At 43.6% G+C, this 13651-nt stretch carries 15 protein-coding genes; 2 read left to right on the forward strand and 13 right to left on the reverse strand.

Annotation, left to right across the window (positions count from 1 at the left end; translation table 11 throughout):
- Positions 1 to 3 precede the first annotated feature (3 nt).
- The 5 genes from CFT42_RS04940 to CFT42_RS04960 form a co-directional block, all read right to left on the reverse strand.
- The gene (locus CFT42_RS04940; RefSeq protein WP_088815547.1) at positions 4 to 1479 is read right to left on the reverse strand and encodes an acyl-CoA carboxylase subunit beta; all 1476 of its coding nucleotides are present in this window, start codon (positions 1477 to 1479) and stop codon (positions 4 to 6) included.
- Positions 1480 to 1483: 4 nt separating this feature from the next.
- Positions 1484 to 2245, reverse strand: a complete 762-nt coding sequence (locus CFT42_RS04945) for an enoyl-CoA hydratase-related protein (RefSeq protein WP_088815729.1) — start codon at positions 2243 to 2245, stop codon at positions 1484 to 1486.
- Position 2246: 1 nt separating this feature from the next.
- Complete coding sequence (locus CFT42_RS04950) at positions 2247 to 2459, reverse strand: acyl-CoA carboxylase biotin carboxyl carrier protein subunit (RefSeq protein WP_088815548.1); 213 nt, start codon at positions 2457 to 2459, stop codon at positions 2247 to 2249.
- Position 2460: 1 nt separating this feature from the next.
- On the reverse strand, positions 2461 to 3615 hold the full coding sequence (locus tag CFT42_RS04955) for an acyl-CoA dehydrogenase family protein (RefSeq protein ID WP_088810543.1): 1155 nt from the start codon (positions 3613 to 3615) through the stop codon (positions 2461 to 2463).
- A gap of 126 nt (positions 3616 to 3741) precedes the next feature.
- Positions 3742 to 4566: an aldo/keto reductase gene (locus CFT42_RS04960; RefSeq protein ID WP_088815549.1), complete on the reverse strand. Its 825-nt coding sequence runs from the start codon at positions 4564 to 4566 to the stop codon at positions 3742 to 3744.
- A 121-nt stretch (positions 4567 to 4687) separates the two neighbouring features.
- Here CFT42_RS04960 and CFT42_RS04965 point away from each other — a divergent pair, with 121 nt between their 5' ends.
- On the forward strand, positions 4688 to 5047 hold the full coding sequence (locus CFT42_RS04965) for a MerR family transcriptional regulator (RefSeq protein ID WP_088810545.1): 360 nt from the start codon (positions 4688 to 4690) through the stop codon (positions 5045 to 5047).
- Positions 5048 to 5057: 10 nt separating this feature from the next.
- Here CFT42_RS04965 and CFT42_RS04970 read toward each other — a convergent pair whose 3' ends face one another.
- Positions 5058 to 5717 (reverse strand): DUF3153 domain-containing protein, encoded by a 660-nt coding sequence (locus CFT42_RS04970; RefSeq protein WP_088815550.1) that lies wholly within the window; start codon positions 5715 to 5717, stop codon positions 5058 to 5060.
- Between the two features lie 36 nt (positions 5718 to 5753).
- Entirely contained in the window at positions 5754 to 6437 is a 684-nt protein-coding gene (locus CFT42_RS04975) for a YjjG family noncanonical pyrimidine nucleotidase (RefSeq protein ID WP_088815551.1), read from the reverse strand.
- Between the two features lie 89 nt (positions 6438 to 6526).
- Here CFT42_RS04975 and yeiL point away from each other — a divergent pair, with 89 nt between their 5' ends.
- Complete coding sequence (gene yeiL / locus CFT42_RS04980) at positions 6527 to 7180, forward strand: transcriptional regulator YeiL (protein WP_088815552.1); 654 nt, start codon at positions 6527 to 6529, stop codon at positions 7178 to 7180.
- A 116-nt stretch (positions 7181 to 7296) separates the two neighbouring features.
- On the opposite strand, the gene CFT42_RS04985 is transcribed toward yeiL, so the two are convergent.
- From CFT42_RS04985 to CFT42_RS05010, 6 genes are all read right to left on the reverse strand, one after another.
- Positions 7297 to 7860: a GNAT family N-acetyltransferase gene (locus tag CFT42_RS04985; protein ID WP_088815553.1), complete on the reverse strand. Its 564-nt coding sequence runs from the start codon at positions 7858 to 7860 to the stop codon at positions 7297 to 7299.
- Positions 7861 to 7969: 109 nt separating this feature from the next.
- Entirely contained in the window at positions 7970 to 9487 is a 1518-nt protein-coding gene (gene cls / locus CFT42_RS04990) for a cardiolipin synthase (RefSeq protein WP_088810550.1), read from the reverse strand.
- 74 nt (positions 9488 to 9561) lie between these two features.
- Positions 9562 to 10353, reverse strand: coding sequence for a ChbG/HpnK family deacetylase (locus tag CFT42_RS04995; RefSeq protein ID WP_088815554.1), 792 nt, complete (start codon positions 10351 to 10353; stop codon positions 9562 to 9564).
- A 57-nt stretch (positions 10354 to 10410) separates the two neighbouring features.
- On the reverse strand, positions 10411 to 11274 hold the full coding sequence (locus CFT42_RS05000; RefSeq protein WP_088810552.1) for a MurR/RpiR family transcriptional regulator: 864 nt from the start codon (positions 11272 to 11274) through the stop codon (positions 10411 to 10413).
- An 87-nt stretch (positions 11275 to 11361) separates the two neighbouring features.
- On the reverse strand, positions 11362 to 12768 hold the full coding sequence (locus CFT42_RS05005; RefSeq protein ID WP_341864829.1) for a glycoside hydrolase family 125 protein: 1407 nt from the start codon (positions 12766 to 12768) through the stop codon (positions 11362 to 11364).
- A gap of 13 nt (positions 12769 to 12781) precedes the next feature.
- Positions 12782 to 13648 (reverse strand): ROK family protein, encoded by an 867-nt coding sequence (locus tag CFT42_RS05010; RefSeq protein WP_088815556.1) that lies wholly within the window; start codon positions 13646 to 13648, stop codon positions 12782 to 12784.
- Between the last annotated feature and the right edge of the window lie 3 nt (positions 13649 to 13651).

Genomic DNA, 13651 nt, shown 5'->3' on the forward strand with positions numbered 1-13651 from the left:
CCTCTACATCGGATAAATTTTAAAATGTGCGCTCGTCTCGCGCTTCGATTCGTAAAATGCAAACCTTGAAATAAGCGCTTGTCGCAAGCTTTCTGGTGTCACAATATCGTCCACGACCATCTCGGACGAAAGCTTATACACATCAACATCAGCCTCATATTCCTTTATTTTTTCCTGAATAAAAGGAGCCTTTTCAGCATCCGGAAGCTCCGCTATTTTGCCCGCGTATACCGCATTGACGGCAGCATCTGGGCCCATCACGGCAATTTGCGCTGTCGGAAGTGCCAATGTCGCATCCGGGTTAAAACCAGGGCCTGCCATCGCGTAAAGTCCCGCCCCGTAAGCTTTTCTGACGATGACTGAAATGAGCGGCACGGTGATTTCGCTTACCGCGGCGATCATTTTGGCGCCGTTTCGAATAATGCCTGCCTTTTCAACTTGTGAGCCAATCATAAAACCGGGTACGTCGGCTAAAAAGAGCAGTGGAATGCGATACGCGTTACAAATTTGAATGAACTTGGTCGCCTTGTCGGCTGAATCTGGGAACAAAACGCCGCCTTTCACGAGCGACTGATTCGCCACCACCCCAATTGTTTTCCCGTCCAGGCGCGCGAAGCCCGTAATGATTTCCTTGGCAAACAGCGCTTTAATTTCACAAAATGATTCCGCATCAATTAAACCATCAATGACTCGGTACATATTAAGCGGCGCGTTTTCATTTTCGGGAATGACGCCCGTTAGGTCTTTCGCGCTTTCGCGGCCTTCTTTTTCGTATGTTAAATACGATAGGTAGTCGCGTCCAAAGAAAAGCGCTTCTTTTTCAGAAGAAACGAGTACGTCCCCGCAACCAGATACGGTGCAGTGCATGCGTGCGCCGCCCATTTCTTCGAGCGTGACTTTTTCGCCGATGACTTTTTCGGCCATGCGCGGCGAGCCTAGGTACATTGAGGCGTTTTCTTCGACCATGACGACGACATCGCAAAACGCCGGAATATAGGCGCCGCCTGCTGCTGAAGGTCCGAACAGCAAACAAATTTGCGGAATTTTTCCAGCCAACTGCACTTGGTTATAAAAAATCCGCCCAGCTCCGCGTCTTCCCGGGAACATTTCGACTTGGTCAGTAATTCGCGCGCCTGCTGAATCAATTAAGTAAAATAGCGGTATGCTAAGTTTTTCGGCAGTTTCTTGCATTCGAATTATTTTTTCAACCGTTTTTGTCCCCCAAGAACCAGCTTTCACGGTAGAATCATTCGCGATAATCGCTACTTTCCTGCCATCAACTTGACCGAGTCCTGTGACTACACCATCTGCTGGCAAATTGTCCGCCTCGGAATTCGCAAATAAAGCGTCCTCGACAAATTCACTATCCGCATCTAATAAAAGCGCAATGCGTTCGCGGACAAACAATTTTCCTTTCGCTTTCGCCGCCGCATGGTATTTTTCTGCACCGCCAGAGCGGATTTTATCATCTAAATTCACCTGTCTACCTCCCTAAAAATCGCGCCACCCGCTTCTCACTAAACGCCCGAAGCCCCTCTAATCGGTCCTCCGTGGCAATGAGCGATTTGTACGCTTTTTCTTCTGCTAAAAAGGCCTCTGTCAAGTTCCCAGACACAGCATTCACAACTTCCTTAGCCCGTTTGACCGCAAGTGGCGCATTGTTTGAGATAGCTTCCGCAATTTGCGTGGCCTCACGCAGCGCATCATCCGAGACGCCTGTCACAAGCCCAATTTGTTTTGCTTCTTCTGCCGTAATCCGCTTCGCACTTAAAATCATTTCGAGTGCAGCGGCTTCGCCAACAATGCGCGTTAAATGGACGGTGCCAAATGCGCCTGGAATGACGCCTAAACTCGTTTCAGTTAAGCCTAATTGGGCCGAAACATGCGCCACCCGAATATCACAAGCAAGTGCGAGTTCGAGTCCGCCGCCAAATGCCACGCCGTTAATCGCTGCAATTGTGGGAATTTCAAGTTCGGATACACGCTGGACGAGGGAACGGATACGCGCAACAGCCGGCCACACTTCGTCTTCTGTGAGCTTCTTTCGCTCTTTTAAATCGGCGCCCGCTGAAAAAGCCTTCGCACCTGAACCCGTTATGATTAACACGCGTGCCTCACCTAAATCATTTAATGCCGCTTCAAACGTTTCGAGTAGCTCGTTTGAAAATGCGTTCGCCGCTTCAGGCCGGTTGATTTTAAACAATAAAATATGTTTTGACGGGCGTTCGATTTGAATGAGCGCCATCTTAATCAAGCATTCCGATATCGTCGTTTTCGTTTACAAAATCCCCCGCCGTAACGGACCATTCAATCAGCTTTCCTGTGTTCGGTGCCTCAACTGGAATAAGCATTTTCATCGACTCGATTTGAGCAATTGTTTCGCCTTTTGTCACATCGTCTCCCGCGTGTTTTTCAAAACTATGAAGTGTGCCTGTAATCGTTGCTTTAATTTCTTCCATTTTATTTCGCTCCTTCTTTTAAAAGTTGTCGTGCAATGACGAGGCGCTGAATTTCAGACGTGCCCTCGCCAATTTCTAAAATTTTTGCATCACGCAACAGCCGTTCGACGCCAGCATCGCGCATATAACCTGTGCCGCCTAAAATTTGCAGCGCCCGGTTTGCATTTCTTGTCGCCGTTTCCGAAGCAAATACTTTCGCGTAGGCCGCTTCTTTAATAAAAACTGCACCAGAATCTTTTAGGAAACTCGCTTTTTGAACGAGCAGCCGCGCCGCTTCTGTCTCAACCGCCATGTCTGCAAGTTTAAATTGGACGGACTCAAACTGCGAAATCGGTCCACCAAATTGTTCGCGCACCTGCGCATGATGAATCGCTTTGTCATAAGCTTCTTGTGCCAGCCCAACGGAAATCGCCGCAATTGAAATTCGCCCGCCATTTAAAACGTTTAAAAGTTGTTTCATTCCAGCGTTTTTATCCCCCAAAAGGTTTTCTTTAGGCACTTTCACGTTTTCAAAGCGAATTTCGCCCGTATCGGAAGCGCGCACGCCCATCTTGTCATACGGCCGCCTCACCGTAATCCCCGGCAAATCCATCGGTACAATGAGTGAAGAAATAATTTTCCCACCATCTTCTTTATACCCCGTAATCGCCGCAATCGTCACAACCGCCGCGTAGCTCGCATTCGTAATCCACTGCTTCGTACCATTCACGACAAAATAGTCGCCCGAGAGCTCCGCCGTTGTTTCCACTCCTGCCGCATCAGATCCCGCATTTTTTTCGGTTAAACCGAAGGCCGCAAGCTCGCGTCCTTCTGCAAGTGGGCGCAAAAATTTTGTTTTTTGTTCGGCCGTGCCGTACATCGCAATCGGCGCCGTCCCAATTGAAACCGTCGCCACATAACTAAGCGCAACCCCGAGGCTTGCTCTAGCAATCTCTTCTGCCACCGTCATATAAGCAAGCGTCCCTAGCTCCCGCCCGCCGTATTCTTTTGCAAATGGCAAGCCAAGATAGCCTTTCTCGCCCATTTTTTGAAAAAGTTCGCGACTGAAATAGGCTCCCTCGTCCCATTCAGAAGCAAACGGTCGTATATATGTATCCGCAAATTGACGCGCATCTTCTTTTAATTGTGTAAGTTCAGTAGAAAGTTTGAAGTCCATTGGTTTTACCTCCTTGTAAACTTGAAATAAGGTTCTATTCTATGATAATCATTCCCAATTACAAAAGCAATTTTGGGGATTGACAAGAAAAAAACACGCCAAATGTGGCGTGTCATAAAAAACGATTTAAAAATTAAAATTATCTGGATCTGGACCCGTACGTTCATCTTGGTTTAACGCATCTACTGCTTGCATGTCTTCTTTTGTCAACTCGAAATCAAACACATCTGCGTTTTCTACAATACGTTCTTTGTGCACCGATTTTGGAATGGTTACGATGCCGTGCTGTAAATCCCAGCGAATGATGACTTGTGCCACGGATTTGCCGTATTTTTCAGCGATTTTTTTGATTTCTGGGTTGCTTAAGATTTTTCCGCTGCCAAGTGGGGACCAAGCTTCTACTACGATATTCTTTTCGGCACAGAAGTCGCGAAGTGGTTTTTGAGAAAGAATCGGGTGGAGTTCAATTTGGTTAACCATTGGCACAACTTCGGCCGTTTCAAGAAGCGTTTCTAAATGATGTTCATGGAAATTGCACACCCCAATTGCGCGGACTTTTCCGTCTTTATAGAGCTTTTCAAACGCGCGCCAAGTGTCATTAAACTTGCCTTCTACCGGCCAGTGAATCAAATATAAATCCACATAATCAAGACCCAGTTTTTGAAGGCTCGTTTCAAACGCAGCAAGTGTCGTTTCGTAACCTTGATCCGCATTCCAAAGTTTCGTCGTCACAAATAAATCCTCACGCCGCACGCCAGACTCACGAATTGCTTGACCAACGCCTTCCTCATTTCGGTATGCCGCTGCCGTATCAATACTCATGCAGCCAGCTTCAATCGCCCACTTCACAGAATTCATAGCTTCCGCCCCGTCTTTTACTTGCCAAACGCCAAAGCCAAGACGCGGCATTTCCACACCGTTCGCTAGTTTTACAGTATCTTTTAAGCTCATAAATTTAGCCTCCTAAAATCAAATTCAACTTCATCTTACACCTTCGAGTATACTTTAAGGCAAATATTTAGCAAAAAAATTTTTCACGTGCTATTCTTTTAGTAAAAAAAGGAGTCCTCCCATGTCCCTTTCCATAAAAGAAGCGTCCGAGCAAGTCGGACTATCCGCTCATACCATTCGCTACTACGAGAGTGTCGGGCTAATCCCGTTTTTACTTCGCGATGAAAACAATAATCGCGTCTTCGATGAGGAAGCCTTGCACTGGCTAGACCTGCTTGTTTGCTTACGCCGAACTGGCATGCCGCTTGCTAAACAAAAAGAAATCGTAGAACTCACAAAAAAAGGCAACTACACCGTCCAAGACCGCATCAACGTTTTAAAAGAACACCGCAAAGAACTTGAAAAGAAACAACAAGAACTCGATCTCGCCTTTCAAAAAATCGAAGCCAAACTCGCGTGCTATGAGGATATGCAACAATAAAAACGGAAAATCAGTTGATTTTCCGTTTTTTACGTCTTTTAATAAGTAGTACAATCCCAACAATTAGCAGGATAAAAACAATTCCCGCCGTAATCGCAATGTTTTTTACATTTGGAATCTCAATTTCAAAATAAAGCTGATTCTTTTGTTCTAATGGAATGTGCCACGTGAGCTTCCCGCCGTCTTTCTCGTCCGCATTGTTTGCGCCAATCGTATCAATTGGGAAATCCAAAACAAGCGTGTAGTCAACTTGCGATAAAAGCGCTGTTGGCACCTTCTCACCTAATTGTTGCTCCTGCAAAATTTTAGGGATATCCAGTGTGGCATCTAAACGAATTTTTTTCATGAAAAAGCCATCTGTTTCCTGAAATTTCACACCGTATTTTTTGGCTTCCGCTTTAAAATCTACTTTTTTAGCCGATTTTTCAATTTTTTTATGGATAGAAAACTGATTTTGCGACGGCTTTTTAATGGTAAATCCCGCATCTTCAAGCTTCGGTGTCAGCTCCTTAATTGCCGGCCCCGCAAGAAGCCCCGCTGTTGTACCAAGCGTTACATCAAAATTCAAATCAGCCGTTCCGTCCTTATTCACTTTCACTGTATTCACAACATCGGCACAGCCCGTAAGAAGGAGCGCCGTGCTCATAAGTATTATTAGCAATCGTAACATGTCTAACCTCCGCCTCTAGCTTACCACGGTTTCCAGCTAACTTAAAACATTTAGCAACTCAGGAAGTGAATGAATTTCGTAAGTTGGCGTAGTTTCCGTGTCAAACACCGCGCGGTGCGGGTTAAACCAACAACTATCAATGCCCGAAACACGTGCACCGCGAATGTCAGAGCTTAGCGAATCGCCAATTAGGAGCGTTTTCTTTTTATCAAAAGCAGGAATGCGCGCAAAACAGTAGTCAAAAAACTCAAGCATTGGCTTCTGATAGCCCGTGTCCTCGGAGACAAAGATTTTTTGGAAGAAAATATCTAGGCCAGAATCGCGCAACCTTCGGTACTGCGTTTTCGATACACCGTTTGTCACGACATAAAGCGCGTAATCGGGCGCTAACTGGGCAATTAATTCAGCGGCGCCCGCAATTTGTTCGTGCCCTTCCTCTAAAAAACCGCGATATTTTGCCTCAAGCAGAATCCCGTCAACCGACTTATTTTGTGTCGCGAAAAGTTTAGCAAAACGCGTCTGAATCACCTCATCGCGTGAAATCTCCCCGCGTTCAAAAGCCTTCCAAAGCGCCTCGTTTATTTCCTTGTAGACCAAAGTTAGCTCCTTCGCGTCTGAAACGCCTTCACTTTCAAACAGTTTCACAAGCGCATCATCTTCCGCCTTTTTAAAATCTAATAATGTATCATCTACATCAAAAAGCAACGTATCATAACGCATTTTACTCCCCCATCTCTTTTTTTAGCATCTTATCATAGTTTTCAGTATAATAATAGGAGAAATCTCACATTAAAAACGAGGAATTGACCATGAAAAAAATAACAAAGCCCCACCAAATTTCAGAAGCTATTAAAAAAAGCGAGCTAGAGGCCAGCTTCCCAGACGAAATGTTTGGCAAATTGGAACTTTACACTGTGAAAAAAAACGAGTTTATCGTGAATCAATCGAATCCCCCAGAAAAACTTTTTCTCCTTGTTTCAGGCAAAGCAAAAATTAAAATGACTCTAGAAAACGGCAAAGTCTCCCTTGTTGATTTTATTTCCGCCCCGTCCTATATTGGCGAACTCACGCTTTTAGGCGTCGAAGAAACTCCAAAAGACGTCATCGCCCACACAAATTGCGCCCTGCTCGCACTTCCTCTGAAGGAAAATCAAGCGCCACTACTCGAAAATCCCACCTTCATGAAAAACTTGGCGATTTTTTTAGGCAAAAAAGCTTTGCATCGCACAGAAACATTGACCGAAAGCTTAAATCTCCCATTTCCAACACGTTTAGCACGTTTTATTTTACTCACCGAAGAAAACGGCGTATATTATGAAAAACATACAGAAGTTGCCGAGTATTTGCATGTCAGCTATCGCCATTTACTTTATGTGTTACACGATTTGACTCAAAAAGGAATTTTAGAAAAAGTAGGACGCCGCTATAAAATTATAAATCGTGATGCACTCGCTAAATTATAGAAAAAAAGCAAAAACAAATTTTTCATTCGTTTTTGCTTAAATTAGCTTTTCTGTTTTGCCACAAGTTCACCAGATACTTGCGCAAAATTCTATATTAGGATAGGCCGCCTTTCAAATCAAAGCTCTTTTTGCATATGCTCATACTCATGCCCACTCAACATGATTTCACCTGTTGTATGAAAGCCAAGCCGCTCATAAAGCCGTTTCGCCGCAGGGTTTGCTTTATCGCAGTTTAAGCCGACTTTTCGCTCACCGTCCGCCTTAGCAAAATGAGGAAGTTCATTTAAAAGCGCGGTGCCAATCCCTTTACCACGGTAGTCTTCTCTAGTAACGATGGAGTCTAAATACCACTCCCCGCTAAACGTTTCCTTTTCCTTAAAAACAGCCGACTGATCCATTAAACCGTGTTTCTTCGCAAGTTCCGACCACACATGATCAATAAAAGGCTCCTTTTCGCTTGGATAACCCGCCACAACACCTGCAATAACGCCATTATCGTCATAAACGTGCAGATGATTGAAACCGTAGCGATAGTCAGGCACACAAATCGCTTCTTCCAGTGTTTCGATGATTTTCGCCTCTTTTTCTTTTTGTAAAAGGGGAAGTTCCATGTCTTGCCATATCGTAAATAAAAGCGGCGCCACCTTCTTAGCGTCCCCCGGTTTTGCATTGCGTATCATAAATATCATAACCTCCAAAACTAATTACCGTTAGGTCAATAATAACATAATTATGTTGCAATCGCCATAAAAATAACTCGGCAAAATTAAATTTCGCCGAGTTTCCTGCTTATAAAATAGGTGAAAGTAGACTAGAAAGGTTTTCCTTCATTTTCACATACCAAGATTTCTTCCTAATATCTTCCATTGTGTAAAGCTTGCTCACTTCAAAATCCGCTTCAAAATCGCGCTCCATTTTCACAATTGCTTGGTCTCTTTCATAGAGGAATACCATCAATTCATGATTCAGACGGAAACTACGAATATCAAAGTTCGCCGTACCAACAGCAGCACGCTCACCGTCAATTAAAAGTAGCTTCGCGTGTACGAAAGAATCATCGCGGTACGCATACACTTTCGCACCCGCCTCAAGCATCGTTTCAATGTTGGAGTTACTACCGTGGAACGAAATCCCCCTGTCGCCTTTCCCCGGTAAAATGATGCGCACATCAATTCCGCTAAGCGCGACGCGGCGAATAACAGCAAGTGACTCCTCATCTGGCACAAAATACGGTGAAGTAATCCACACTGATTCTTGCGCGGAATCAATTAGGTCAAGCATAGCATCACGCACGTATTTCTCCTTATCATACGGACCTCCGTAGACGACTTGCGCCCACTCATTCCCAACAGGTTTGGGTGAAAAATATTGGTCGATTCCGGCTTCACTAATAAATAAATCTGCCGAACCCGCTTTATTTTCCATATATACCCAGTCCACAAGAAACGACTCCTGAAGCTCAATAACGGCCATGCCTTCAATTTGAATATGTGTGTCGCGCCAAACGGCAAAATCAGGCGTATTGCTGCGATATTCTTCACCGATATTCAAGCCTCCCGTAAAGCCGATTTGACCATCAATCACAATGATTTTCCGGTGATTTCTTAAATTGGCTGTTCTCGCTATCCAAATCGAACGAATCGGATCAAAGGCATGAATATGAATGCCGACTTCCCGCATCGGTTCTAAAAATTGCTCGCTTAGTTTTGCAGTCCCCCAAGCATCATACATAAAGCGCACTTCAACGCCCGCTTTCGCTCGTTCGATTAAAATGTCACGAATTTCCGTGCCAATCTCGTCCGACTTGTAAATATAATATTGAATATGAATATGATTTTCCGCTTGCTTAAGCGCCTGAATAATTGCCGGAAACGTTTCTTCACCATTGGTTAAAAGTGTCAATTTATTCCCATTCACAGGATTAATTTCCGTCAAATGTTGAATTCGCTTAGACAATCGCGGTGGTTTTTTCCCATCTTCATGTGGCGGCAACTGATGAATTGTATCCGCAATTTTATGCATTTCATTCGTTTGATTATGGTGAAAAATGCGGTTTTGCGGATTTCTTCCAAAAAATAAATACAAGAATACACCAAAAACTGGCAAGACAAAAACAGCCGCCATCCAAGCCACTTTTGATGTCGTGTTTCGTTTATCCCAAAACAAAAGTCGAATAACAATGACCACACCACCAAGTTCAACGATGAATCCTGCCGTGTATAAAATCACTTCCGACCATTGTTTTAAAACAATACCAACAAATAGTACTAACGCAATAAGAATAAGTAATTGAACTCTTTTTTTCATCTGTTTGCCCCTTTTTCAGCTTAATGTTATTAGTATACACTCTATGCCCTTTTTATGCGTGCATAAATCCTTTTTTAAAAACTATTTTTTAAGTCTAAAAAGGAAATCAACTCGATTTTGTTAGCCGTGAACCATGCCTTAACTCGCGGGTCGCAAATTGTGGCCAGCTCCTTACACCGAAGTAGCGTATAAGATGAATTCTCAATCACAAATTGATCCAAATACCCAACATCAAAATGCATTTCAGCAATGTCGTCCTGACCTAGCTCCAGCAAATTAAAATCATCGTTTAAAAAATTTTCAACCGAAACGCCCTCTTGAATGTATGACAAAGCGCCTGATTCCAAAAGCTTCGTAATTTCAGCATAGCTCGGATGTTTTGGCCACTTCTTGTCCCCGCTATATTTCAAAGTAACGTGCACATCATACTCTAAGCTTAAATCATAGAATACTTGATCGACCACTTCATCGCCAATAGAGTGGCAATCCATATGTTTCGGATAGTCGCCCGTAAGTTCTTTAAAACGCTCCATTTGCGCAAGCGTTTCCGTTCTTACATCATCATAGCAAAACGAAAAGTCCGCCTTCGCCCGGTAATACGCCGAACGATGAAATTCCCCATTACCGTCCACGAGCGAAGGAATTTTTTCAGGATTTGAACATGGCTTCCCAAGCAAAAAATTGGTATGCTGCCCAACAAATAAATCGGGATGCTTTTTTGCTAAAGCAATTGCATGCGGAGCTGCTTCTAGGTTTGGCATAAGCAAAGTCGACGTCGTAATTCCGTCAGTAAAACTTTTAATAATGCCATGATTAATTGCTTCTGACATGCCAAAATCGTCAGCATCCAAAATAACTTTTACCAAAATTTCACAACCTTTCACTCGTCTTAAAAACGCATATTTTTTTACTTTTTCATTGTATCATAGGTTGCCATTTCTTTTTTTAAAATAGGGTCTTGTTTTCGATATTTTAGGCGCAATTGTTTCATCATAGGTACTCGCGTATACCGAATAAATAATATCCATGACGTGTAGCATTTCAATGCGTGAAGCCGCTGCCACGTAACCTTCTGGATGTTCAATTTGCGCCACGGAAATGTTGCAATCCGCGACTTGCGTCAAACGGTTGTCACCTTCTGCTGTAAAAGAAATCGTCCGTGCCCCAAGCTGCTTGGCAATTTCAAGTGCTGTGATAACTTCTTTCGTTTCGCCGCTATAAGAAACGCCCACCGCCACACATCCAATATCCGATTGTTGAGCTTGCGAAATTTGCAAATGTGAATCCGCAAAAGCACTCGTATTTTTTCCCGAACGCAAAAATCGGTAAGAGAAATCTTGCGCCACTAAATTGGAAACCCCACAACCATAAAAATCAATGCGTTCGGCCTCAAATAAAATTTTCGAAAGGTCCATCACAAGTTCCGAGTCTAAAAATTGGACACTTTTAATCATCCCATTAATGGTTAGGTTTGTAATAACTTCCCCAATTTCAATCGCCGCTTTATTTGGATAAATATAACCGCGGTTGTATACTTCTTGCTTTTCAAAAAACCATTTATGTAAGTTTAAAACGAGATCCTGCTTGAAATCTGTGTACCCTTTGTAGCCCAGTTTCTTACACATACGTACAATTGTAGCCGGACTCGTATAACATTCATTCGCTAATTGTGTAATATGCATCGTTTTAACAGCTTCTGCATTTGTCACAATATATTTGGCAATGTCTTGATAAGAACTCATCGATTGCTTCGCTAACGCTTGTAATTGTACGATACCTGATTTCACAATAAAAACCTCTTTTCCTCGATATACTCCATTATACAACAATATCTCCGCGACTATTTCAAAATAATCACGGAGATATATAAACCTCTATATACTTAACTTCCCACTTTCTTTTAAAATAAACTCACAAAAAATGGAATTTGACCAGGAAAACCATTCTCGCGTGTAAACGTTTGGATTATTTGCGAGGAAGCCTTCATGCGTTAAGTCAGTACCCGCATCTGTCGTTTCAAATAAGCGAAGTAGTTCCTTACATTCTTCTTTATCCGTTGATGTTAAGCCTTGAATCGCAAGACCCATGTGCCAAACATAACCAGCAGGCGTATGCGGACTTCCTAAGCCTTTTGCGGCAGTTCCTTCAAAATAATAACGATTATCCGTCGATAAACTAAAACGACGTGTATTTTGATAAACCGTATCATGTGTCCCGCAATATTTAATATAAGGTAGCGATAGCAAACTTGGCACGCCCGTATCGTCCATACAATTGTAATTGCCTAATCCGTCCACCTCATACGCATATATGTCCCCGTACTTCGGATGATTCACAATTCCGTATTTCAAAATCCCCGCCTGAACTTCCTCGCGTAACGCCGCAATTTCCGCAAGGAGCGCCTCCTCATTTGCGTATAAAGCACTCAAGATTTCCTGTAAATAGCCAAGAATCACGACCGCAAACATGTTTGCTGGAATTAAATAGCCGTACTCACAAGCATCATCACTCGGACGAAAAGCGGACCAAATCATGCCTGTATAGCAAGTTTCCCTGCCGCGCCCTTCATTTGGCAAGCTATCTTGTTCAATGCCGTTATCACGCACAAAAAAGTATTCCGATTTTTCCGCGTGGTGCTGTTCTGTACGAAACACTTGAACTAACTGTTTAACCGCCTGTAAAAAATCATTATCAAAGATATCATTTCGTTTCGTCTTTTTCCAGTAAAAGTACGCCAGTTCAACCGGGAAACAAAGGGAATCTAATTCATACTTTCGCTCCCAGCTCCACGGATTTTTCCTTTCGCTTTTATCAATCGCACTCCAACAATTCCCGTCCGCAGAAAAATTGAAAGCATTCGTGTATGGGTCAATCAAGATATAACGAAATTGCTGGCGAATAACTGCTCCAATCACGTCATACAATTTTCCACTTGGGTCATCTAAATTCAAGAAAACACGCAATTGGCCGCCCGAATCCCGCAACCACATCGCCGGAATGTCGCCCGTAAACAAGAACGCAGAGTCATCTTGTTTTTGCACTAACGTCGTTGTAATCGTATTTAACATACACTTCCGAAACATGCGCTGCAACTTCTCGGATAACGGATTGTTTTCAAGAACTTGTGTCACCATGTTATCAATAATTTTCGCGAGCTCCGAATTATCTCTAGCCGCTTGTTTGACAATATCATCTGTAATTTTCCGTAATCGAAAATACGTTTCATCGCCCATAAATTCAATATCTTGACTCGTTTCATTTAACACATCTTCATTTTTCATTTTCTCATTCCCTTCATGTAACAAGCATTGCCGCCCCGTAAAGTCCCGCATCTTCCCCCAAAGAAGCGACCTTTATATTTATTTTGTCTTGCATCGATTGGTAAACTTGCACCCTAACAGCCTCCGTCACTCGTTCAACTAGCCACGGGTTATGAAGAATAACTGCCCCGCCAAGAACAAAAACTTCAGGATCAATCACTTGAATAATCGATGTAATCGCCGCCGCGAAATGATGCACCCACCTATCCACCACTTGATTCGCCTCTGGATTATTGTTCTCGGAAAAGCGCAACAAATCTGCCGCCGTTTTACTAGTCCCAAATAACTGTTTACTTTCTCGTAGTAATGCCGTGCCGCTACAAACCGACTCCAATGTCGCTTGCTCATCACTCACATTCACAATCATATTGCCAACTTCCGATGCGTGCTCGTGCCCGCCAGCAAAGACTTCGCCCTGATAAACGAAGCCCCCGCCAACACCCGTGCTCACCGTTATAAATTGCACGCTCCCGTACCCAAGACCTGCGCCCACTTTCGCTTCCGCAAGTGCTGCCACTTTTGCATCATTCATGAGAAAAACGGGTTTTCCCACATGGTCCGAAAGTTCATCTTTAAGATGGAAACCGTTCCAACCCGGTAAATTTGGTGCATCAAGAATAATTCCCGCTTGCGCATCTAACGGCCCCGGCGCACCAATGCCAATCCCAACAGCCAATTGTTTCGGATCAACAAGCCGAACCAGCTCCACTAATTTTATAAGCGCTTGCTTGGCACCAAGTTCCGCTTCTGTTTTCATTTCCAAGCGCGCAACTAGCACGTTAGCATCAAATAATCCCGCACGCATATTTGTCGCCCCAATGTCGATACCAATTCGATACATTAC

Origin of the sequence: Listeria goaensis, from assembly GCF_900186125.1 — a bacterium.
GTDB lineage: Bacteria > Bacillota > Bacilli > Lactobacillales > Listeriaceae > Listeria > Listeria goaensis.

Excerpts from the sequence above, each read along its gene's own strand:
- CFT42_RS04945 (WP_088815729.1), bottom strand. The coding sequence starts at position 2,245 with ATGGCGCTCATTCAAATCGAACGCCCGTCAAAACATATTTTATTGTTT.
- CFT42_RS04950 (WP_088815548.1), bottom strand. The coding sequence starts at position 2,459 with ATGGAAGAAATTAAAGCAACGATTACAGGCACACTTCATAGTTTTGAA.
- CFT42_RS04955 (WP_088810543.1), bottom strand. The coding sequence starts at position 3,615 with ATGGACTTCAAACTTTCTACTGAACTTACACAATTAAAAGAAGATGCG.
- CFT42_RS04960 (WP_088815549.1), bottom strand. The coding sequence starts at position 4,566 with ATGAGCTTAAAAGATACTGTAAAACTAGCGAACGGTGTGGAAATGCCG.
- CFT42_RS04965 (WP_088810545.1), top strand. The coding sequence starts at position 4,688 with ATGTCCCTTTCCATAAAAGAAGCGTCCGAGCAAGTCGGACTATCCGCT.
- CFT42_RS04970 (WP_088815550.1), bottom strand. The coding sequence starts at position 5,717 with ATGTTACGATTGCTAATAATACTTATGAGCACGGCGCTCCTTCTTACG.
- CFT42_RS04975 (WP_088815551.1), bottom strand. The coding sequence starts at position 6,437 with ATGCGTTATGATACGTTGCTTTTTGATGTAGATGATACATTATTAGAT.
- yeiL (WP_088815552.1), top strand. The coding sequence starts at position 6,527 with ATGAAAAAAATAACAAAGCCCCACCAAATTTCAGAAGCTATTAAAAAA.
- CFT42_RS04985 (WP_088815553.1), bottom strand. The coding sequence starts at position 7,860 with ATGATACGCAATGCAAAACCGGGGGACGCTAAGAAGGTGGCGCCGCTT.
- cls (WP_088810550.1), bottom strand. The coding sequence starts at position 9,487 with ATGAAAAAAAGAGTTCAATTACTTATTCTTATTGCGTTAGTACTATTT.
- CFT42_RS05005 (WP_341864829.1), bottom strand. The coding sequence starts at position 12,768 with ATGAAAAATGAAGATGTGTTAAATGAAACGAGTCAAGATATTGAATTT.
- CFT42_RS05010 (WP_088815556.1), bottom strand. The coding sequence starts at position 13,648 with ATGTATCGAATTGGTATCGACATTGGGGCGACAAATATGCGTGCGGGA.